The following is a 22,173-nucleotide window of genomic DNA, read 5'->3' as shown; positions in this document are numbered from 1 at the left end:
GCTTGTTTATTACGAAATATTCGTAATATTGCATTTGCTTAATTTATACAAACATGGTAAAAGCACTTTTTGCAGGTATATCGCTCATCTTTGCGGTATCCGCACAAGCACAAAACGAGTTTACAATAAAAGGGACAGTAACCGGACTAAAAGACAGTACCGTGATAATGCTCTTTCGAAGTGACGGACAGGTCATGAGTTCGATCGCTCAGGACACTGTATTTAATGAATCTTTCTGTTTCAGGGAGAAAACAGCGGAAGATAAACCGGAAGCAGTAATGCTTATGGCAAGAGATAAAGATTTCCCTAATACCTGGCTGGATGTATGGGTGGCTCCGAATGCTGTCTGTACTGTAAGCGGCAATAATAAACTGCTACGTACCTGGGATGTATCCAGTAATATCAAGGAACAACAAATACTGAACCGATATAAGCAGGCGACATTCGACGAAACCAACCTGGACCAGGAATTATCCATTGAAAGAATGAAGAAAATTTCTCTTCTACGATCCGGAAATCTATCTACGGAAGACAGTGACAAACTGAAAAAAGAAATGGCCGAAGTAGAAAAAAAACAGGATTCAGTAAGACACATTATCTCTAAAAAAGAGATTGGTATTATGCAGCAAACTCCTGTAGAAACGATTTGGATGGATAAATTACGGGGATTAAGTATGGAAATGAAATATATGAAAGATTTTCCGTACAAAAAAGAAGTATTCGCCCTGTATGAAAAACTCTCCGATGACGAGAAACAATCAGCAGTAGGCAAAGAGATTTCCGTCTATTTATATCCGCCTGTTACAGTCAAAACCGGCGATGAAATGGCCGATGCCGACCTGTATGATTTGGAAGGAAATGTACATCATCTGGCGGATTACAAAGGGAAATACCTCCTGATCGATTTCTGGAGCCGCGGTTGCGGTCCTTGTATGATGGCTTTGCCGGAAATGAAAGAGATATCCGAAACCATGAAAGACAAAGTAACCGTTATCAGCCTGAGCACAGACACTGAAAAAGGTTGGAAAGAAATTTCGAAAACGAAAGATATGTCGTGGGTAAACCTGAATGATTTCGGAGGTATGAGCGGACTGGCAGCTAAATATGACGTCAGAGGAATACCTCATTATGTTATTATCTCACCCGAAGGAATCATTTTGCATTCCTGGAGCGGATATAGCAACGGTCTGCTCAAACGTAAGCTCAACAAATGGGTAAACAAGGCTAATCGTGTCATGTCTGTAAAAAAGGATGGGAATACGACGATCATCGAATTTCCTATTGAAAAATCCAGTAATACCGAAACGGTAGAGATCAATAAAATAGAACTGACCGGCACTGAAACAGTCTTTCACATGAAGGCGTTCAATGCTCCGGGATATTGGGTCAGCATCAGCAAAGATACTTATCTGAAAAGCGAGAACGGTACGCACTTCACACTTAAATCGGCAGACGGTATTACACCGGACGAACGTTTTACCATGCCTGAATCAGGAGAACAGGCCTTTAAACTCTATTTTCCGCCCCTTCCTGCAGGTACAAAAACAGTCGATTTCATCGAAAGTGATTGCGATTCCTGCTTCAAGATTTTAGGCTTACCGCTGACAAATGAATAAGGAAACATGGCGTCCTGGGAAAGAATCACGAGGGCGCCATAAATTTTTGACGCCCTCATAAATAACAGGATTGCTCCTATTCAGCTGTATATCCTTTCACTTTTGCTACCGCAAGAATGGACTCTGTAATCGCATTACCCAGATCATCTCCTTTGTTTTCTCCTTCCTTCTTCAGTTGTTCATCGATATAAATCTGACGTTTGATAGCCAATTCACTGATTTCTTTCTGGATCAGAGACCTCTCCTGCTCTTTCTGCGTGATGAAAGTTTTCAGTTCTTCCGGAGATTTACTTCGTAGTTCTTCCGGTAACTCTTCCTTTTTTATACGTGACAAAGCATCTTTATCCTCTTTCACCTTATCGACCAGATCCCAGGAGGTGTTTTTATAGATAGCCTTGGATTTACTGACTGCCCGTTCCGTATAATTGGCCGATGAAATAGATCCCGCATTTCTATCCTGAACAGTCTGATTCACTTTACGTTCTTTTCCGACTGCACCGTAACCGATATACGTATCGTTCAACTTGTCATTACATAAAATGATCTGCGGATCGAAAGGAGTTTTGATGGCTCTGACGGTCGCATTGGCATCAATATTGAAGAACTTTCCGTTTCCTCTTAATGCTGCATCCTGCCAGAAGTCACGTATTCCGATATCTTCACTACCACAATGGATCGTGTTGACAAAAATATCCTTTTCCAGTGCCTTGGCTATTGCCGTTTTATAGGAAATACTACCTTGGGTAAACTCTTCGTTTCCGGCGATATAGACCAACTTCATGTCCGCTTTGTCATTCCCCCATTCCAGTTCTTTCACGGCACGTTGGATAACCGTACCACAATATTCCTCACTTCCGCTGGTTGTCAGGGCAAACAATTCTTTCGAGATCAGATCGAGATCGACTGTCAGTGGAGTAATCCGGCGGATATAATCACCATCGTATCGCTTATAATTGCCATATTCGTACAACGCTATTTCAATATCCGGTGTTTCTCCTTTATATTTCAGGGTGGTGAGCGTGTTGACAATATTCCACAAGCGGGACTTCGCCTGTTCGATCAATCCCTGCATACTGCCCGAAGTATCTAACAGGATGGCCACTTGTATTTTTATCTTTTTAGCAGTGACAGCACTTACGACCGGAGCACCGGCAGGTTCTGTCGACGTTTTCATGTTTCTTGCCTCCAACATACAGCCTATAGCAGCTGTTAATGTTGTAAATAAAATGCATAGTAGAACAATTCTTTTCATATTCGGAAATTTTTTAATAGGTTTATGGCTCAAAAATAAGATGTTAGAATTTAGGATTCCGGGAAGAATGGGTGAACCGGCGTTTTGAGTTGGTGAAATATAGGATATAAATGTTTTACATATGCTTACTTTACAATCTCAATCAAACATGCAATGAACAGACTGATCATATATCTGACAATATGGGTGCTTGGCAACTTTTCTACGGCTACGATGGCGCAGGATTCGATACCTCCTGTACTGAAAAGAAGTGCGAAAAGTGCCGTCATGAAACTGTCAACTTCGCTGGAAAGTGGTAAATCGGATGATTTGGTGGCAAGCGATTATGAAGCATTGGCAAAGACACTGATCGAACAGGGCGAATATGAAAAAGCCGAGAATTACCTCCTCAATGCCAGGAAACTGTATGACAAACTGAAAGACAAAGAAAAGACAGCCCGTGTGGACCGGGAGATTGGTCGTATCCAGGAAACATTGGGAAAGATAGATGCTGCCATTCTCAGTTATGCAAGTGCTGCCCACTTATCACGGAATGAGGAGTTCAGGGAGTTAAATAACAATGATGTCAACCGATTAAAGAATTTCTCTGATCCAATGGCGCAATCCCCCTATATCAAGAGCAATATAAAATTATTGAACGCATCCAACAGGCCGGAACAGCAGGAAGACCGCGTTGCCGCTTTCCATCAGATGGCAAATGTCAATCTGGTAATGAATAATAAGGAAGCCGCTATCAGCAACCTGAACAGTATATTGGATGAAGTGAAGGATAAACCGGTGGAAACGATTAAAGTACAACGGGAAATCGCTAAAGTATATGCTGCCGACAGTCAAAAAGTCAGGGCGATAGCCTCACTCCAGCAATCTTATGATATGGCATTGAAGGAAGGCCACACTATGGAAGCGAAGAAAAGTCTGGAGCAGTTGGTCGACCAGTATCGGAAAGATAACCAATCACGGAAAGCATTGGATCTGTATGCTAACTTTATGGAACAGTTGGAACCGTTAGTCAAATCGGACAGTACGTTGATCGATCAGAAATTCTTCCAGGCACATGAAGCACGGATCGCCCAACTGGAAAAGGAACGTATTCTGAAAGACGAACTGATCAAAAAGAAAAACACATTCAATTATGTATTGATAGGTTCGATCGTCTTGATCCTTATTTTTCTGGTATTCACCGTAAAAGCCTGGTACTCTATCCGGCGAAAGAATAAGAGAATCGCTCTTCAGTCGTTGCGTCGTGAGATGAACCCTCATTTCATCTTCAACAGCCTGAACAGTGTCAACCAGTTCATCGCCCAGAACAATGAGTTGGAGGCAAACAAATATCTTTCCTCCTATTCGCGTCTGATGCGGAATATACTGGAAAACTCCAATAAGGATTTTACCCCCCTCTCGACGGAGTTGGAACAACTAAAGGAATATCTGGATCTGGAACATATGCGTTTCAGCGATAAGTTTGTCTACAAGATAGATGTGGACGAATCACTCGACTCCGATCATATTGTTGTTCCCAATATGCTGATACAACCCCAGTTGGAAAATGCAATATGGCACGGCCTGCGCTACAAGGAGTCCGGCGGGTTACTGTACCTGTCCGTCAAGGCAGAAGGCAGCAGTCTTTGTGTCAAAATAGAAGATAATGGCATCGGCCTGAAAAAAAGTAACGAACTCAAAACACGTCATCAGAAAGAGCATCATTCGCGGGGACTTACCAATACCCGTGAACGTATAAAACTGTTGAATAGTTTGTATAATATGCATATTACGATCGAAATAACTGAAAAAGAAGACGACGGGAAAGATACCGGTGTGATTGTCCTGCTACGCTTCCCCCTTATTGTCTGATTATAGAACGTATTTTTATTATTCGATATATTTATTATTTTTTGCTCATAAAAATAATAACCAGTAAGTTTGTTGCTTAAATCATTTATTCGTTAAAACAGATAAACATGAATGACACTATTAGAAAAATGAAGCAAAAGAAAGTGCTTATACTCGCTCTTGCCTTTCCTTTGTTTTCTCCATTATCCATGCTAGCCATACAAAAAGCCGACAATGTATGTATAGAAATGCAGCAGGATAAAAAAATTGTCGGTGTGAAACAGATCAATCCTACAACAGTAGAAGTCTTGTTCTCCGACAATCAGAGAATGACTTATGATTTTTACGGGGAGAACATCTTCAGAATGTTCCAGGATGTCAATGGCGGAATCCTTCGTGATCCGGAAGCCAAACCGGAAGCACAGATCCTGGTTGATAACCCCAGAAAGAACATCTCTCCGCTGACGCTGAAAGAAGATAATAACACTATTTCTATCAGCACAAATAAAATGAGACTGGAACTGGATAAAAATACTTCCCTGCTGAAAGTGATCAATCTGGTCACAGATAAAGTGGCATTCGAAGAAGTAAAACCGGTTCTTTATGACAAAGGGAAAACAATCCTTACTTTGAAAGAAAATCCGGGTGAATACTTCTATGGCGGCGGTGTGCAAAACGGACGCTTCTCTCATAAAGGGAAAGCGATTGCGATTGAAAACCAGAACAGTTGGACGGATGGAGGTGTTGCCTCTCCTGCCCCTTATTACTGGTCGACCAACGGTTATGGTTTTATGTGGTACACATTCAAACCTGGTAAATATGATTTCGGTGCAACGGAAAAAGGAACCGTAATGCTGTCCCATGATACCGATTATCTGGATGCGTTCTATATGGTCAGTGATGGTGCAGTATCTTTGTTGAACGATTTCTATCAACTGACGGGAAACCCAGTCTTATTACCGAAGTTTGGTTTCTACCAGGGACATTTGAATGCCTATAACCGCGACTATTGGGTAGAAGATGAAAAAGGAATCCTTTTTGAAGACGGTAAACGTTATAAAGAAAGTCAGAAAGACAATGGCGGTATCAAAGAATCATTGAACGGGGAAAAGAACAATTACCAGTTCTCTGCCCGTGCCGTAATCGACCGCTATAAAAACCATGATATGCCGCTCGGATGGTTGTTGCCTAATGACGGTTACGGTGCCGGATACGGACAGACAGAGACTTTGGACGGAAATATACAGAACCTGAAAAACCTGGCTGATTATGCCCATAAGAACGGTGTGGAGATCGGACTCTGGACACAATCGGACTTGCATCCGAAGGCAGAAGTCAGTGCCCTGTTGCAACGTGATATCGTAAAAGAAGTGCGTGATGCCGGGGTTCGTGTCTTGAAAACAGACGTGGCATGGGTTGGTGCCGGTTATTCATTCGGCCTGAATGGTGTATCCGATGTAGGCCACATCATGCCTTATTATGGAAATGATGCCCGTCCTTTTATCATCTCTTTGGATGGTTGGGCCGGAACGCAACGGTATGCCGGCATTTGGTCAGGCGACCAGACAGGTGGCCAGTGGGAATATATCCGTTTTCATATCCCGACATATATTGGTTCCGGATTGTCCGGACAACCGAATATCACTTCTGATATGGACGGTATCTTCGGCGGAAAGAACCTGGCGATGAACACCCGTGATTTCCAATGGAAGACATGGACACCGATGGAGTTGAATATGGACGGTTGGGGTGCGAATGAGAAATATCCGCACGCCCTTGGCGAACCGGCGACCTCTATTAACCGTTGGTATCTGAAAATGAAATCGGAGTTGATGCCTTATGCCTATAGCATCGCTAAAGAAGCGGTGGATGGCAAGCCGATGATCCGTGCGATGTTTCTGGAATATCCGAATCCTTATACCTATGGTAAAGCGACAGAATACCAGTTTATGTACGGCCCCTACTTTCTGGTCGCTCCTATCTATCAGGAAACGCAGGCTGACGAAAAAGGAAATGATATCCGTGATGGTATCTACCTGCCGGAAGGTGTTTGGGTCGATTATTTCACCGGAGAGAAATATGCCGGTAATTGCGTGGTCAATAACTTCGCTTCCCCACTGTGGAAACTGCCGGTCTTTGTAAAAAGCGGTGCTATCATTCCGATGACAAATCCGAATAATAATGTAGCTGAGATCAATAAGAACCTGCGGATCTATGAAATCTATCCGGACGGTTACAGCTCATTTACGGAATATGACGATGATGGTATTACACAGGCTTATCTGAATGGTGAAGGCGTAACGACACAGATCGAAGCAGAAGTAGGCAATAAGAATAATGTAACTGTCACGATCCAGCCGTCTACCGGAGATTTTAAAGGTTTCGTGAAGGAAAAAGCGACAGAACTCCATTTCAACGTTTCCGAAATGCCGAAAAAGATCGCTGCTAAAATAGGTAAAGACAAAGTTAAACTGACAGAAGCCCGTTCAATGGACGAATATCTGAAAGGTGAAAACGTTTATTTTTACGATGCGGCTCCTAACCTGAATAAGTTTGCGACGAAAGGAAGCGACTTTGAAAAGGTAACGATCACCAAGAACCCGCAGTTGCTGGTAAAATTAGCGGCAACAGATATTACGGAAAATATGACGACAGTTACTTTCGAAGGCTACAAATTCGATATGGGCAACAGCCACCGTGTTTCAACCGGAACGCTGACAGCACCTACCGCACAGGTTACAGAAGAGAACACAGAAGCCTATACGTTGAAACCGACATGGAGCAAAGTAGCTGGCGCCGACTTTTATGAAATTGAATTCAACGGTATGCTGTACACGACTATCAAGAATACGGAATTGTTGTTTGACGGACTGGATGCTGAAACAGATTATACATTCAAAATCCGTTCGATTAACAAAGACGGTTATTCCGATTGGGCTTCTTTCAGCGTAAAAACAAAATCCAATCCGCTTGAATTTGCCATTAAAGGCATCCGTGGCGAAGTGACGGCGGAAGAACAGGGAGGCTTTGAAATATTCCGCCTGTTCGACTTTGCAGAACTTGGCGACATGTTCCATACAAAATATCGCAAGAACGCTATTCCGTTCGATATAATCATTGACCTGCGTACAGTCAACCAGTTGGATAAATTCCATTACCTGTCCCGTCAGGACGGTGGAAACGGTACCATGCTGAGAGGCTTCGTATCTTATAGTATGGACAAGGAAAACTGGACACCGGTCGATTCCTTCAAATTTGAACGTAACGGCGATGTAAAGATATTCGAATTCAAAGAAAAACCGAAAGCGCGCTACATCAAGCTGAATGTAACGGAAGGTGTCGGTAACTACGGTTCAGGGCGCGAATTATATGTATTCAAAGTTCCGGGAACAGAAAGCTATCTGCCGGGTGATATCAACAATGATAAGAAGATCGACAATAATGACCTTACTTCTTATATGAATTATACCGGTTTACGCAAAGGTGACAGCGATTTCGATTATGTAAGTGCCGGAGATATCAACCAGAACGGTTTGATCGATGCGTATGATATTTCCGTTGTCGCTACCCAACTGGATGGTGGCATCGAAGAACAGGGCACGGAAAAGGCAGCCGGTACGATCGAGATCAGCACTCCTAAACAGAGTTACAACAAAGACGAAATCGTTGAAGTAAAGGTGAAGGGTATAGACTTGAAAGCAGTCAACGGATTGAGCTTTGCTCTGCCTTACGACCAGCAAGATTACGAATTTGCAGGTATAGAGCCATTGAACCTGAAGGTCATGGAAAATCTGACTTACGACCGTCTGCATACAAGCGGCCAAAAAGCCTTGTATCCAACATTCGTGAATCTCGGCGATAAGGAAACACTGGAAGGAACAGCCGATTTATTCATCCTGAAGTTGAAAGCAAAACGTAAAGTCAAATTCAACCTGAAAGCCATTGACGGCATACTGGTAGATAAAGACTTAAATATGTGTAAGTTCTAAGTAATCTTAGATAAAGCATCCCGATCCCTTGTTCCGGACATTTATGCCGGGGCAAGGGATTTTTTATGACCGATTATATTATCTTTGTCAGAGTGAAATCAGTTAAATTGTTGAATGACCAAGAGAACGCTGATATGGAAATGCTGCAAAAAATAAGAAGTGTGATCGTTGAAGACGAATCGGCTGCCCGTGAAGCGCTGAAAAATTATCTGGCGAAATATTGTCCGGCAGTCGAAGTGATCGGGGAAGCTCACGACTGTAAATCTGCCGTTCCCCTGTTGCACGAACTGGAACCTCAATTAGTATTCCTTGATGTGGAAATGCCCTACGGTAATGCGTTTGATGTGCTGGAAGGTTGTAGGGACCTTTATTTTGAGACCATCTTTGTCACAGCATTTTCTGAGTATTCGCTTCGTGCGCTCAACCAGAGTGCTGCCTACTATCTGCTAAAACCTGTCAGCATCGAAGAACTGATATTAGCCGTAAACAAGGTACAACAGCATATCATAAACAGGGAAATATTCAACCGGAACAAAATACTGGTCGAAAACCTACGGGAACCCAAACCTGAGAAACGCCAGGTTATCCTCCCCACCCTTGAAGGATTTGAAGTAATCAGGATGGAAGATATCATCCGGTTACAGGGTAACGGGAATTTTACCGATATTTATTTAAAAGATAAAAGCAAGAAGATGGTTTGCCGCTTTCTGAAGCATTTCAGTGAAATACTCCCATTCCCGTTTGTCCGTGTACATAAATCACATATCATAAATTTCCATTGCATCAAATCTTATCATAAAAGTTCCGGGGGCTATGTTGTACTTGATGATGGTACAGAGATAGAAGTCTCTACCAGTTATAAAGATGATTTCCTTCGTTTGCTGAAATCTCAGTAATTAGCTGTTGCGATACTCCTGAGGAGTCATGCCCGTATGCCGTTTGAAATACCGGTTAAAGAAAGACATATTATTGAATCCTAACGAGAAAGCAATCTCTTTGATAGGGAGTTCCGTCGATTTGAGTTGCGCTTTGATATCCATCAGCACGATCGCCGTTATTATCTCCAAAGCCGTTTTTCCCGTTTCTTTCTTGATGGTCGAACAGAAATGTGAGACGGTCACACCGAGTTGTTCCGCATAAAAGGCGACATTGCGTTGTGTCGTATAATGCGACATGACTAATTTGATAAACTCACGGCACATCTCCTTGCCGCGTGTTCGTAACTGGTTTTTCCATTTCCCGTGATTCTTGTATAATTCGGCTGTTCCTTGTATGAAAATGGTGAATACGGATTTGATGATATCTTTATTCTCCAATGTACAGGGAAAAGAATAAGCATGGATCAAAGGCTTGAATAAATCCATATACAGTTGGGTAATGTCTGCCGACAAACTGATAACAGGTTCTTCCGCCAACATGGGAAGTAACCGGATCGTTGTTAAGATCAGGTTGTTATTATCCATAAATTCCTGTGAAAAGCAGGCATAAAAGAAATGGGTATCCGCCGATACCTCATTGATCTGCACAAAACAATCAGGTGTCAAGGTGACGAAATCATATTCCTTTATGTTATGTTCGGATAAATTGATGGTGACTTTAACAGAACCTTTAACACATAGAGCAAAAAGCGCAGCTTTCATTTTGCATGAAAAATGCACGTATCGATTCAGCATATCTCCGGATATATTGTCACCAGCAATAAAGTCCGCAGGAATGTCAAATATTTGTATGTTTGCCCCCATATTTCATCGATTTATGATTTTCAAAGATAGCATATTTGATTTTTCTACAATAATAATCGCAAAAACAGAACATAGAAACCCAATAATAGGAATTGACCATTCTTTTCAAATCAGTGTACTTTGCAAACGATTAAACAAAGAAAGAAAAAATGAACCGAAAGAGTTCTCTTTTGTTTTAATACAAAGAGGACATGTATCACATCTAATAAATTATAATTATGGAACTAGAGAAGATCGGAGAAAATGCCGGAAAAATCTGGCATGTGTTGAATGAAGGAAGAGAACTGACAATACCAGAACTTAGCAGACGGATTGACCAAAGCCACGAAGATACGACAATAGCTATCGGCTGGCTGGCACGTGAAAACAAAATCTACATACAGCGTAAAAACGGGCAGATATATGTAAGTAACGGCGTTTTACAAGGTCTTTACTTCGGATAAAACAGGAACTCCGGAAAGTCGTATTTAACTTTCCGGAGTTTTTTTATTCAGCTGATGTTGAGATAATTTCTTTTATTTATATAGGTCAGTGCCGCCCCGATCGCTGTCCGGTATTCTGCATAATCTGGTATGTGGAAACGCCCTCCGTACATATCTTCAAGACGGGGGAATATATCCTTGCACTGAGGTAGTTTGGTCAGATTCCCAATCAAAACAAAATCGTGTATATCACTATTTAAAGCAGCTAGGATCACCGACTGGCCGATACATTGCAGTACCATATAAATAATACCCAGCGCGACATCTTCCTGCGAAGCATTTGCATCTGCTTTGCCAAATGTAGATGCTGTTGCGTCTAACGGTAAACCAGGCAAAGGTATATTACAGATATCTTTAATCTGCAGGTTTATATTCGTGATATTCCCTTTCAAAGCAAGTGTAACCACCTGATGGAAATCCTGCGTTTTCAATAATAGCCGGGATAATCCCAGCACTGTTCCTCCTCCGATACCGATTCCGCCGATATGCTCTATTTTCGTTCCGTCCACTTTTACGAAAGAAGTACCTGTCCCCATGCTGACAACAATCAGTTTATCCAGTTGTGTCATATACTGTGCTCCCAACCCATTTGCCAGAAACTCATCCGTTTTGGCTGTCGGCAAGCCATACAAAGGTTGGTTGATAGATGCACTTCCCACACCGGTAAGCATCACTTGCTCAATGGCAGAAAGAGGAATGTCATTGTCATACAGATATTTTCCAAAAGCGCCGAACAAGGATGTTACCGGGTCGGTTGCCCTGACAAACATCGGATTCCTGATCTCCTTACCGTCTATGCCAACGATCTTGGTTGTGCTCCCTCCCACGTCTATACCAATTACTATACCCATAACTTTTTTGTTAATATCGGGATCAAAGATACGTCTTCTCATTGAAATTTAGTATCTTCACGGGAGAAACTTAAAAAAAGGAGGACCACATATGTTTGCAGAATTTAATTTCCAACAAATGATCAGTGCTTTTATTGTGCTTTTTGCAGTAATCGATATAATTGGCTCCATTCCTATCATTATAAATCTGAAGGAAAAAGGTAAAGATGTAAATGCTTTAAAGGCTACGATCATTTCTTTTGTCCTGATGATCGGCTTCTTTTATGCCGGAGATTTTCTGCTGAAACTTTTCCATGTGGATATAGAGTCATTTGCCGTAGCTGGTGCTTTTGTCATCTTCCTGTTGTCGCTGGAAATGATACTGGATATCGAGATATTTAAAAACAACGGACCGATCAAAGAAGCCACATTGGTACCCCTCGTATTCCCTTTGCTGGCAGGGGCAGGGTCATTCACTACACTCCTTTCCTTAAGGGCCGAATATGCCAACATCAATATTGTAGTAGCTTTGATACTGAATATGTTGTGGGTATATTTCGTTGTCCGTATGACCAAACAAGTGGAACATCTGCTAGGGAAAGGAGGCATCTACATCATTCGTAAATTCTTTGGTATCATCCTGCTGGCTATCTCCGTCAGGTTGTTCACTGCTAACATAACTCTACTTATCGAGGCTTTGCACAATCAATAAAAGTAAATATCTATCCGTTTCACAAATAAAAGCAGGTAATTAATGACTTAATGTAAATACAATTTGTTAGTTTTGATCCGGTAATGATAAATTAAGTGATTATCCAGCAGTGAAAAATATAACAACAAGAATAAAAGAAATATACCCGGTTTCAGATGAGGCATTGGAGGCTCTTCTATCCTGTATGCACGAAGAAATCTATCCTAAACATACAATCATTGTGCGTTCCGGCTCTGTTGATCATAATGTCTATTTTATTGAAGAAGGGATCACCCGCTCCTTTTTCCTGCATGATGGAACGGAAACAACCACCTGGTTCAGCGAGGAAGGCGATATAACTTTTGGAATGGGGTCTTTATACTATAATCAACCCTCGGCTGAAAGTGTGGAGACACTTGAACGGTGCAAAATCTATGTCATCCCCATTTCTCGTCTGAACGAATTATATGAAAATTACATCGATATCGCCAACTGGGGGCGTATCGTACACCAGCATGGATACAACAATCTGACCCATATCTTTGTGGATCGGTTACAACTATCCCCGAAAGAACGCTACGATCGTTTTATGAAATATTTTCCCCGGCTGATCAACCGTGTCAAACTGAAATATGTAGCGGCTTTTCTGGGAATATCCATTTACACGTTAAGCCGGATACGTTCCCAAAAGATATAACTGCATTTTTTGCCATAGAGCAAAAATTGAATTTAGCAGGAAACGTACTTTTGCCTTTTCAAACGGATAAGAAAATTGAAAAGGCTTTTTTATGCCGGATACTTACAAGTAGATAGATAAATTAGAAACTTATATTTTAATCTTATGGAAAACAAAACTCTTCCTAATGCAGGCAACCATATTGTCTGGCTGGATGTAATGCGATTCGTCGCGATGTTCACTGTCGTATGTTGTCACTGCGCCGATCCTTTTAATTTTTACACAGGAGAAATACCCGATAATATCGGAGAGATAAAATTCTGGGGAGCTGCCTACGGAGCATTTCTCCGTCCCTGTGTTCCTTTATTCGTAATGATCACCGGAGCATTGCTTCTGCCGATAAAAGGAGAAGCCTCTGTTTTCTATAAAAAACGTATTCCACGTGTGTTATGGCCGTTCCTGATCTGGTCGGTTCTGTATAATCTGTTCCCTTGGTTTACTGGGGTGTTGGGACTTAACCCGGATGTGATACTTGACTTTTTTCCCTACTCCGGTGAAGAAGCTACCCAGCAATCTTTGAGTGTATCGTTGAAGAACATCGCTGAAATACCACTCAATTTTTCCCTGCTGGATGTGCATATGTGGTATATCTATCTGTTGATCGGTTTGTATCTGTATCTGCCTATCTTTTCCGCCTGGGTTGAGAAAGCTTCCGACAAGGCCAAGCTCTGGTTCCTGGTAGCTTGGGGAATAACGACACTTCTTCCTTATTATTATGAATATGTATCGCCGTACTTATGGGGAACCTGTTCCTGGAACTCATACGGTATGTTATATTATTTTGCCGGTTTCAACGGTTATCTGATGCTAGGGCATTATCTGCGTAAACTAGAATGGCCTGTCGGCAAGATACTGGCGATCGGTATCCCTATGTTCGTTATCGGTTATGCCGTTACATTCTTCGGATTCCGCCATGTAACCTCATTACCGGAATTCAGTGACGAATTATTGGAATTGTTCTTCACTTATAACTCGTTGAACGTCGTTATGATGACAGCTCCAATCTTTATGCTGGTCAAGAAAGTGAATATAAAGTCGCTGACTGTACAGAAAGCACTGGCAAACCTGACACTTTGCGGTTTCGGAGTTTATATGGTGCATTTTTTCTTCACCGGCCCAAGTGTGATCGTGATGCGTACGATCGGCATTCCGGTGTGTATGCAAATCCCGTGTGCTGCGGTATTGGCATTCAGTGTTTCATGGGCAATTGTTTACCTTATCTACAAAGTAGCCGGTAAAAAGGCTAAATATATTGTAGGATAAATCTAATAAGAATCCTTATTTTTCAGCCCCGGACGAAAAGCCGGGGCTTTTTGTTAAAAAAAAGTTAGTTTCCGGTGTAAATCAACGATTATGATTACCACTTTACTTTCTTTTACCGGTTCAACAATTCAATTCCTATTTCAATTTCTTACCATCCGAAAAAGCATTACCCACCTTTTTACCCACTTCCAGGTAATCGTTATTGAACGGGTCGAATATAATGGGAGATACTTTGGATACATCCACTTTACCGCTTTCGTCGAGAACGCGCTCATCTACGCTTACGTTTATTATTTCACCTCGCAAAATACAGGTCTCTGGGTTATAGTCCTTCAATTTACATTCCAGCACTACAGACAATTCGTCAATCAACGGTGCATCCACAAACTCCGAACGGGTAGCATGAAAACCTGCACGGGCGAATTTATCCGGAACTCTATTACCGGAAACAATACCCACGTAATCACAGGCAACCACCTGCCCAACTTCTGCCATACTCACGGTAAAAGCTTTACGCTTCAGGATATTTGCTGTTGTTTTATGTCCCCCACTGATACAAATACTAATTTCATGCATTTCGCTGATACCACCCCAGGCGGCATTCATAGCATTGGGAGTACCGTTTTCATCATAAGCAGCGATAATAAACACCGGCTGCGGATAAGTAAAGGGCTTTGACCCAAAATTCTTTCTCATAATAATTTATTTTTTAGTCCATTTCTTAATATCTTCCTTTGTCGCACCATTCAAAAGTCGGCCCTTCTGCCATTTCAAATCAGGATAGGTTTCCTGCAGCTCTTTTTCTGCATTAGAAATACTGCTGCTACCCGATGTTGCAAACGGAATAATTGTCTTGCCTGCAAAATCATTGCTCTCAATAAAAGTATTGATGATTCTCGGAGCAGAATTCCACCAAATAGGGAAACCTATATAAACGGTATCGTAATCTGCAAAATTCTCAGGTTTGGAATTCAATGCAGGACGTGATTTGGCATCTGACATCTCTACACTGCTACGCGAGGATTTGTCATGCCAATCCAGGTCAGCAGCGACATATTCTTTTTCAGGTTGTATTTCGTAGAGCGTTCCACCTGTAACTTCTACAATCAACTTAGCAGCTTTCTCCGTTGTTCCTGTTGCCGAAAAATAAGCGACCAATGTCTTATCACTCTGCGTCTGTGCATTTATGGGGATACATAACATCATGATCACTGCCATAATCATACCTTTAACTTTTATTGTTGTCATATGCAATTCTTATTTTTATTGTTATGACACAAAATTACAGAATAGTATCCAATATAAAAGTATATAAATCACTGATTATCTAACCCAAATTACTGGTAAATTTAAATGCATGAACCCCATAGCAGCATCACTATAGGGTTCATTAAATGTCATTCGTCCGGCTCACTTACATAAGCCGTTTCTTTTTAGCAATATCTCTTATTGAAATTTCTTATCCTCTTCGAGGAGTTCCTGGCTACATTGCTCCACAGCCAAAGGGGTAAAGAGTTCTATAAGATTTTCTTCGGGATCGCGCAGGTACAGGGTACGCATTCCCCAATCGGGCATATCCGTAGGTTCACTGATAAACGTCACGCCTTTTACTTTTAGGGCGGCAAAGGTTTCGTCTACGTTATCTACACAGAAAGAGACCATTGATTTTTCGCGCATCGCTACGGGCTGCTGTTTATCGGCATTACCTACCGATGGTGCCATCCAGTCAGATACAAAAAGGGCGAAGCCTTCTATTCCTTCGGCTACTTTAAAACTGGCATATCCGCTATTTTCATCTCCCCAGGCTGGTTCTAATCCAAGCTGTTCGGTGTAGAATCTGAAGCATTTAGCGAAGTCTTTTACTAATAATCTTACATTACTGAATTTCATTGTTTTCTGATTAATGGTTTGTAATTAGATTCTTATAATCAAGATACAAATATAGTCAATCAGACGAATTACTGATCGTAAACCGCCAGCAACAAGCACATGACTGGTCTGTTACATCTGGGAAACAACTAACCATTTCTGTAACGATTCTTTCATCGATTGCGCTGGCAAAGCCGGCATGTTCGATAAAACCGACCGGCGCACAAGGGTGATAAGGCATTCCTTTATCTTTTCGGGCTGATTGTACTCTGCAAACATTCACCCGGTAGATCAGCGACTCGCCCTCCCTGAAAAGATCCACAGAAAGATTTGCCAAAGCCGAAAACCGAATAGCTAACGCTTTCTCAAGTCCGTCGAGCCCCGGCTTTTCAGGAAGGTTCAGAAAGTTCTTAATTCTTAATGCCTCGGTACGGGTAAACCTCGTCCACGCTTGCTTATCATGCAACATAGCGTCATCCATCCCACATTCCGCTTCCACGGACTGAAACCACACTCCGTCAAGAGCATAAATATTCCTGGCATATATTCTTACCAGATCTTTTAATTCTTCTTTCGTCAATAGGTCAAGCAGATCTGTCATAATTTTTCGAACTAAAAAGATGTTTCAATTAAATACTAATTCCGACACATCAAAAGTAAACAAAATTCAAATGAATATCATAAACAAGACGGGAAAACGGAACGAACAGCGAAGGCAGGACATTATTTTGACCAATAAGCCGTTTGAAGTTTATCACATGACATTTCACGGAACAAGATTCTTAGTCCATTGCGGAAAGATTCGTTAATGAAAATAGCATCCGAAGGACAGTCTTTTTCACATTTACCGCACATGATACAATCCATTTCACCCGTTGGAAGTATAACTTTCTTATTTTCGTCTGTCGAAAAAACATTCAGCGGACAATTCTTTACACATTTGCCACAGGATATACAACTCGTTATATTCAATAAGACAATATTGCCAATCACCTTATTTAGACCATCCGTACGAAGATTCAACCCTTCAAAATCTGACGAGACAGCATATTTTTTTCTAAAGTCAGTTAACGGATGGACTTTCTTTCTTATCCTCGCAGCAAACAATTTAGCCTTTAATAAGTCTTTCTCATCCGGTCTGTTTTTATTATATCCATCCATGCCGACCCACGGACCGGTACGATCAAAACCGACACATGAAAATTCCCCTAAGAAAACACCCTCTTTTTCCTCGATCAAGGCTTTCAGCTTTTTATGATAACCTCCCAATATGGGCCTGCACCTAGTCGAAAAGATAAATATCTTTTGTCCTTTTATGGAGATATTTTTCATTAACGAAATGATCTCTTTATTATGCGATGCAAAATTGATCCCCGATCCGAAGCCTATCAGATCAAATGCGGATATATCGGACTGTACAGCCTCAATAGGGGTTAATACTGTAGCTTTCAGCTCTTCAGCCATTGCTTTCGCAACCTTCATCGTATTACCGAGATAAGTCGATGAAACTATGATAAGTGTTTTCATTATTTGATAGTTATTATTGTTTCCGGAGTTCCGGGAGGACCATGTACCCCCTTGTATCTAATAAATTGCCTGGTAGAACAATCGATATAATAGTCACTTCCAAAGAATTTTGCCAGCATGCCTGTCAGATGAATATTGATTCGTTGCTCCTGTGTTCCGTTATTATTTATAATTTCTTTTGCATCTGCCTGCATTTCATACAATTTCAGGTTGTCAGGACGGATGCATTCAAATTTGAAATTTGATTTATCCTTCATGGAATAACCTAGATTGAAACCAATATTCTGATACCAGGGATAGCCTTTTGAAGTATATGTTTTCGAAAATGTTTTTGATTTGAAAGCTCCTGTCATCTTGTAAACTCCATTTTCCAGGACAACTTTTATATCTGTATTTTCAGCAGGATTCGAGTATTCCCATGAAAGAGTTTTATAATTTAGAGTCATCACATAACTGTGAATATCATTTCCCTGAACTGTTTTCAGATAAATATGATTATCTTTTTTACTTTCAGTCCATCTGATAACCGATTTTTCGGCACCACAAGAATAGTTATATTCTACCGTTTGGGAATAAGCCTGACAAAATAACAGGGCAAGTAATATGAATATTAATCTTTTCAATTCTACAATTTTATTTTTATCAATCATTGTCTGGCGACAAATATATCTTACCAAACGGTAACATACAAAGTCTACAAAAATATCTTTTCTTCATTACTCTTCCTCCATTTTATTCGGATTAATCAAAAAGATAAAGATAAACATTCATAGCTTTCAGAATGTTCGATTTCTACCGATCAGGCTAACAGCCGTTTTCATTCAAACACATGTTCCAGAAGGATACCCCCACCTCATCACCCTGTTTTCATCCCTTTATCACCACCCCTTTCGGAAATCATTGCAATGATTCTTCCCTATCATCACAATGTCCCGACTAAGTCATCACAATGACTTCGCGCACTTATCACAATGAAGTGGGATAATCATTGTGATGAAAATTTTAACACTACAAAATATTGGGAAATTATCCTCTAATTTATACTCTAGGATTGGCTAGATACACCTTTCAGAAGGTTGGAAGCTCTTTGGAGGCAGATCATTTTCGGTTGACAGATTGTAGAAGTTTTCACCATATCTCTATCATCTACTCTAAAATCATTATGATAATTACATTATTCCCTACTAAAATGTACATTTTATCTCTTACAAGAATCCTTACGTCAAACCTTAACTTCTGCTGAAGTACAAAAAACAGTTCCTTACATCCTCTATATCCAAATAGAACAGGGAATTAAGGGGATAATTATCAAAATGACAACTTTTAATTTTGCGAATAACGGTAATCACTAGGTGCAACACCTGTTATTTTCTTGAATATAAGACTGAAATACTGCACATTCGGATAACCCAGTTGGCGGGCTATGATGGCAGGTGTGGCATCGGATTTCAGTAACATCCGTTTAGCAACCTCCAACCGTTTGAATTCGAAATACTGTTCCAGCGTCTTGCCCGTTTCAAATTTCAGTAGGTCGTTGAAATAGGATGCAGAAAGATTGAGTCTCTTCGCAAGATAGTCGGATGCAGGCAGTTTACCGTTTTGCAATCTGCCGGAGCTTATATAGTCATCGAGCAACTGCTCCATTTTTTCCAGAATGGTCTTATTCTTATTCTCACGGGTGATAAACTGACGTTCGTAATAACGGGTACAATAGTCCAGCAACAATTCGATGTGCCGGGAAAGGATAGTGCTGCTATGTATATCGATCGAGTGATGCAGTTCTTCTTCTATATTCCAGAGACAGCAGGTGACTTTTTCCGTTTCACGCTGTGACAGGTGCAATGCCTCTTCCTTGCGATAGTGGAAGAATGTGTAATTCTCTATGTGGTTCTTCAGTGTGGTCTGAAACAGCAAGTCCGGGTGAAACACCAGCAGGTAGCCTTTGCCGGGCAGGGTTTTCTCCTCACTCATACGGAAAATTTCACCGGGGGTAAGAAATACCATTGTTGCATTGGAATAATCATAGTATTTCCGTCCGCAACATGAACATTCGTCAGGGCAATTCTCTATCAGCAAGATAGCATAAAACTCAAACTTGACGGTATCTTGTTCCAACGATGGGTTCTCCAGATTGATAAGACTTACCTGCGGGTGCAACGTCTTGCAGGCCAGGCAACAGTTACAATCATATACAGTCTTAAAATCCAATGTATTTTTCTTTTCCATATCCTACTTACAGATTATTCAGTGTACAGTATTCGTATCTCGATTACAAAAATACCGGATACTTCCGTCACTTTTACAACCCAAATTACGGATTGTATAACCTTGTTTACGGATTACATAAACTTATATATTACGTCTGCATCATAAATCTGTAATTGGGGTTATAATATCTGTAATTTATCTACCAATGCCAGGTATAAATCCACCTAACTTTGCAACATCCAAAGAAGAGAATAAAAGAACAATTCTTGAATGGTAATTTGAAATAGTAGATGTTTGTATATAAATAAAATTGAAAAAACAATGTTAGGAAATTTCAGTTATTCCAATCCCACGAAACTGTATTTCGGAGATGATGCTCAGAAAAACCTGAGCGAGGAATTAAAGCATTACGGTACAAAAGTACTTCTGACGTATGGTAACGGCTCCATCAAGACAAACGGCATTTACGACGAGGTAATATCCGCATTACGTACAGCAGGAAAAGAGGTTATAGAATTGTCCGGCGTCATGCCTAATCCCACGACGGACAAACTGTATGAGGGGGCGAAAATAGCATGGGAGAATGATGTAGATTTGATCCTGGCCGTCGGAGGCGGATCGACGATCGACTATGCCAAGGCAATAAGTGTTTCAGCATGGTATGATGGTGATCCGTGGGAAAAATTCTATCTCGAACAGGAAGATCCCGACAGTAGTCAGCGTATCATTCCAGTGGGTTCCGTATTAACGATGGTAGGTACCGGTTCGGAAATGAACGGCGGTTCGGTCATCACCAACCATGAAACGAAACTCAAAATTGGCAAGGTATTCGGGGAAAGCGTCATACCGAAATTCTCCATACTCAATCCGCGCTATACGTTCTCCGTACCGCAACGGCAAATGGTGGCCGGATTCTTCGATATCATGAGTCACATCATGGAACAGTATTTTTCCGGAGAAGACGATAACACTTCCGACTATCTGGCGGAAGGTCTGATGCGCTCGCTCATACACAGCAGCAGGATAGCGGTGAAGAATCCGCAAGACTATGAGGCACGTTCCAACATTATGTGGACTTCTACATGGGCTTTGAACACGCTTATCGGCAAAGGCAAGAGTCAGGACTGGATGGTGCATATGATAGGCCAGGCTATCGGGGCATATACCGATGCCACCCACGGCATGACTTTATCGGGTGTTTCCATAGCTTATTATCGCCATATCCTTCGATACGGATTGAATAAATTCGTTCGCTTTGCAACAGCGGTATGGGATATACCGACAGCAGGCAAAACGGATGAACAGCTTGCACAGGAAGGTGTGAAAGCCCTGCTGGACTGGATGAAAGAAATCGGTGTGGCTACGGAAATTACATCGCTAGGCGTTACCGAAGAAATGCTGGAAGGTATTGCCAATGCTACATTCATTATGAGCGGCGGTTTCAAGGTGCTTACGCGGGAGGATATTCTTTCTGTCTTGCATGAAAGCTTATAACGGTTAGAAATTATAAATAACATAAGAATATGGCAAAGAAAGTTTTGATTTTATCATCCAGCCCGCGTCGCGGAGGGAACTCCGATATGCTTTGTGATGAATTTATGCGTGGTGCAGTGGATAGTAACAATGAGGTGGAGAAAGTTTTTCTCCGGGATAAGACGATACATCCTTGCTTGGGGTGTAGTGTATGCAGCCAATACCAAAAACCGTGTCCGCAAAAAGACGATGCTGCCGAAATCATAGACAAAATGCTACGGGCAGATATTATTGTTATGGCTACTCCTGTTTATTTCTATGCGATGAGTGCACAGATGAAAATGCTGATAGACCGTTGTTGCGGTCCTTATACGGAAATGAGAAACAAAGAGTTTTATTTCATAGCTACCGCAGCAGAGGATGATCCAGAAATAATGGAACGTATCGTAACTAACTTCAAGGGTTTCCTAGATTGTCTGGAAAATCCGACAATAAAAGGTTCTGTTTTCTGCGGAGGTGTATGGCATGTCGGAGAGATTAAGGGTAATCCTGCTCTGCAAGAGGCGTATGAGATGGGCCGAAAATGCAACGCAGCAAGAGTCACAAGAGGCGTTGGGTAGCGGTGTACATTTGAACGCAAGTAGCATTACGTTGGAACTCCTGAC

At 41.4% G+C, this 22,173-nt stretch carries 20 protein-coding genes; 10 read left to right on the top strand and 10 right to left on the bottom strand.

Translation table 11 applies throughout. The features are described from left to right. The first annotated feature begins 53 nt into the window (after positions 1 to 53). Complete coding sequence (locus DWW23_RS08450; RefSeq protein ID WP_122352834.1) at positions 54 to 1,616, top strand: TlpA disulfide reductase family protein; 1,563 nt, start codon at positions 54 to 56, stop codon at positions 1,614 to 1,616. 76 nt (positions 1,617 to 1,692) lie between these two features. Here the strand turns inward: DWW23_RS08450 and DWW23_RS08445 are convergent, their stop codons facing one another. Beyond that, the gene (locus tag DWW23_RS08445) at positions 1,693 to 2,868 is read right to left on the bottom strand and encodes a VWA domain-containing protein (RefSeq protein ID WP_122352833.1); all 1,176 of its coding nucleotides are present in this window, start codon (positions 2,866 to 2,868) and stop codon (positions 1,693 to 1,695) included. 153 nt (positions 2,869 to 3,021) lie between these two features. On the opposite strand from DWW23_RS08445, the gene DWW23_RS08440 reads away from it, so the two are divergent. The 3 genes from DWW23_RS08440 to DWW23_RS08430 all read left to right on the top strand — a co-directional run bounded on the left by DWW23_RS08440 (position 3,022) and on the right by DWW23_RS08430 (position 9,583). Continuing rightward, positions 3,022 to 4,719: a histidine kinase gene (locus tag DWW23_RS08440; protein ID WP_122352832.1), complete on the top strand. Its 1,698-nt coding sequence runs from the start codon at positions 3,022 to 3,024 to the stop codon at positions 4,717 to 4,719. A 107-nt stretch (positions 4,720 to 4,826) separates the two neighbouring features. Next, positions 4,827 to 8,687 carry a TIM-barrel domain-containing protein gene (locus DWW23_RS08435; protein WP_122352831.1) on the top strand — a complete coding sequence of 1,287 codons (3,861 nt, stop codon included), beginning with the start codon at positions 4,827 to 4,829 and terminating at the stop codon, positions 8,685 to 8,687. Positions 8,688 to 8,821: 134 nt separating this feature from the next. Further along, on the top strand, positions 8,822 to 9,583 hold the full coding sequence (locus DWW23_RS08430) for a LytTR family DNA-binding domain-containing protein (protein WP_122352874.1): 762 nt from the start codon (positions 8,822 to 8,824) through the stop codon (positions 9,581 to 9,583). Here the strand turns inward: DWW23_RS08430 and DWW23_RS08425 are convergent, their stop codons facing one another. Beyond that, positions 9,584 to 10,429 (bottom strand): AraC family transcriptional regulator, encoded by an 846-nt coding sequence (locus DWW23_RS08425; RefSeq protein ID WP_122352830.1) that lies wholly within the window; start codon positions 10,427 to 10,429, stop codon positions 9,584 to 9,586. 218 nt (positions 10,430 to 10,647) lie between these two features. Here DWW23_RS08425 and DWW23_RS08420 point away from each other — a divergent pair, with 218 nt between their 5' ends. Further along, a complete protein-coding gene (locus tag DWW23_RS08420) occupies positions 10,648 to 10,872 on the top strand; it encodes a winged helix-turn-helix domain-containing protein (protein ID WP_122352829.1) in 225 nt (74 codons plus the stop codon). 47 nt (positions 10,873 to 10,919) lie between these two features. On the opposite strand, the gene coaW is transcribed toward DWW23_RS08420, so the two are convergent. After that, a complete protein-coding gene (coaW, locus tag DWW23_RS08415; protein ID WP_122352828.1) occupies positions 10,920 to 11,762 on the bottom strand; it encodes a type II pantothenate kinase in 843 nt (280 codons plus the stop codon). A gap of 91 nt (positions 11,763 to 11,853) precedes the next feature. On the opposite strand from coaW, the gene DWW23_RS08410 reads away from it, so the two are divergent. The 3 genes from DWW23_RS08410 to DWW23_RS08400 all read left to right on the top strand — a co-directional run bounded on the left by DWW23_RS08410 (position 11,854) and on the right by DWW23_RS08400 (position 14,431). Then, a complete protein-coding gene (locus tag DWW23_RS08410) occupies positions 11,854 to 12,453 on the top strand; it encodes a MarC family protein (protein WP_122352827.1) in 600 nt (199 codons plus the stop codon). 109 nt (positions 12,454 to 12,562) lie between these two features. Beyond that, positions 12,563 to 13,129: a Crp/Fnr family transcriptional regulator gene (locus tag DWW23_RS08405; RefSeq protein ID WP_122352826.1), complete on the top strand. Its 567-nt coding sequence runs from the start codon at positions 12,563 to 12,565 to the stop codon at positions 13,127 to 13,129. A gap of 144 nt (positions 13,130 to 13,273) precedes the next feature. After that, the gene (locus tag DWW23_RS08400; RefSeq protein WP_122352825.1) at positions 13,274 to 14,431 is read left to right on the top strand and encodes an acyltransferase; all 1,158 of its coding nucleotides are present in this window, start codon (positions 13,274 to 13,276) and stop codon (positions 14,429 to 14,431) included. A gap of 135 nt (positions 14,432 to 14,566) precedes the next feature. Here DWW23_RS08400 and DWW23_RS08395 read toward each other — a convergent pair whose 3' ends face one another. From DWW23_RS08395 to DWW23_RS08365, 7 genes are all read right to left on the bottom strand, one after another. Then, on the bottom strand, positions 14,567 to 15,127 hold the full coding sequence (locus DWW23_RS08395; protein ID WP_122352824.1) for a flavin reductase family protein: 561 nt from the start codon (positions 15,125 to 15,127) through the stop codon (positions 14,567 to 14,569). A 6-nt stretch (positions 15,128 to 15,133) separates the two neighbouring features. Beyond that, positions 15,134 to 15,679: a flavodoxin gene (locus DWW23_RS08390; RefSeq protein WP_122352823.1), complete on the bottom strand. Its 546-nt coding sequence runs from the start codon at positions 15,677 to 15,679 to the stop codon at positions 15,134 to 15,136. A 198-nt stretch (positions 15,680 to 15,877) separates the two neighbouring features. After that, positions 15,878 to 16,321, bottom strand: coding sequence for a VOC family protein (locus DWW23_RS08385; RefSeq protein ID WP_122352822.1), 444 nt, complete (start codon positions 16,319 to 16,321; stop codon positions 15,878 to 15,880). Between the two features lie 55 nt (positions 16,322 to 16,376). Beyond that, positions 16,377 to 16,901, bottom strand: a complete 525-nt coding sequence (locus DWW23_RS08380; RefSeq protein ID WP_122352821.1) for a DUF6125 family protein — start codon at positions 16,899 to 16,901, stop codon at positions 16,377 to 16,379. 122 nt (positions 16,902 to 17,023) lie between these two features. After that, positions 17,024 to 17,827, bottom strand: a complete 804-nt coding sequence (locus DWW23_RS08375; protein WP_122352820.1) for a 4Fe-4S dicluster domain-containing protein — start codon at positions 17,825 to 17,827, stop codon at positions 17,024 to 17,026. Further along, complete coding sequence (locus DWW23_RS08370) at positions 17,827 to 18,450, bottom strand: hypothetical protein (RefSeq protein WP_147382601.1); 624 nt, start codon at positions 18,448 to 18,450, stop codon at positions 17,827 to 17,829. Before DWW23_RS08370 ends, DWW23_RS08375 begins: the two co-directional genes overlap by 1 nt. Positions 18,451 to 19,150: 700 nt before the next feature. Next, positions 19,151 to 20,053: an AraC family transcriptional regulator gene (locus DWW23_RS08365; RefSeq protein WP_122352818.1), complete on the bottom strand. Its 903-nt coding sequence runs from the start codon at positions 20,051 to 20,053 to the stop codon at positions 19,151 to 19,153. A gap of 303 nt (positions 20,054 to 20,356) precedes the next feature. Here DWW23_RS08365 and DWW23_RS08360 point away from each other — a divergent pair, with 303 nt between their 5' ends. Both DWW23_RS08360 and DWW23_RS08355 read left to right on the top strand, forming a co-directional pair. Then, on the top strand, positions 20,357 to 21,529 hold the full coding sequence (locus DWW23_RS08360; protein WP_122352817.1) for an iron-containing alcohol dehydrogenase: 1,173 nt from the start codon (positions 20,357 to 20,359) through the stop codon (positions 21,527 to 21,529). 29 nt (positions 21,530 to 21,558) lie between these two features. Continuing rightward, complete coding sequence (locus DWW23_RS08355; protein WP_122352816.1) at positions 21,559 to 22,128, top strand: flavodoxin family protein; 570 nt, start codon at positions 21,559 to 21,561, stop codon at positions 22,126 to 22,128. The last annotated feature ends 45 nt before the right edge of the window (positions 22,129 to 22,173 follow it).

This window comes from Parabacteroides sp. AF14-59 (assembly GCF_003479515.1).
GTDB lineage: Bacteria > Bacteroidota > Bacteroidia > Bacteroidales > Tannerellaceae > Parabacteroides > Parabacteroides faecis.
The sequence above is the reverse complement of the archived record's forward strand: the minus strand, read 5'-3'. Positions and strand labels throughout refer to the sequence as shown.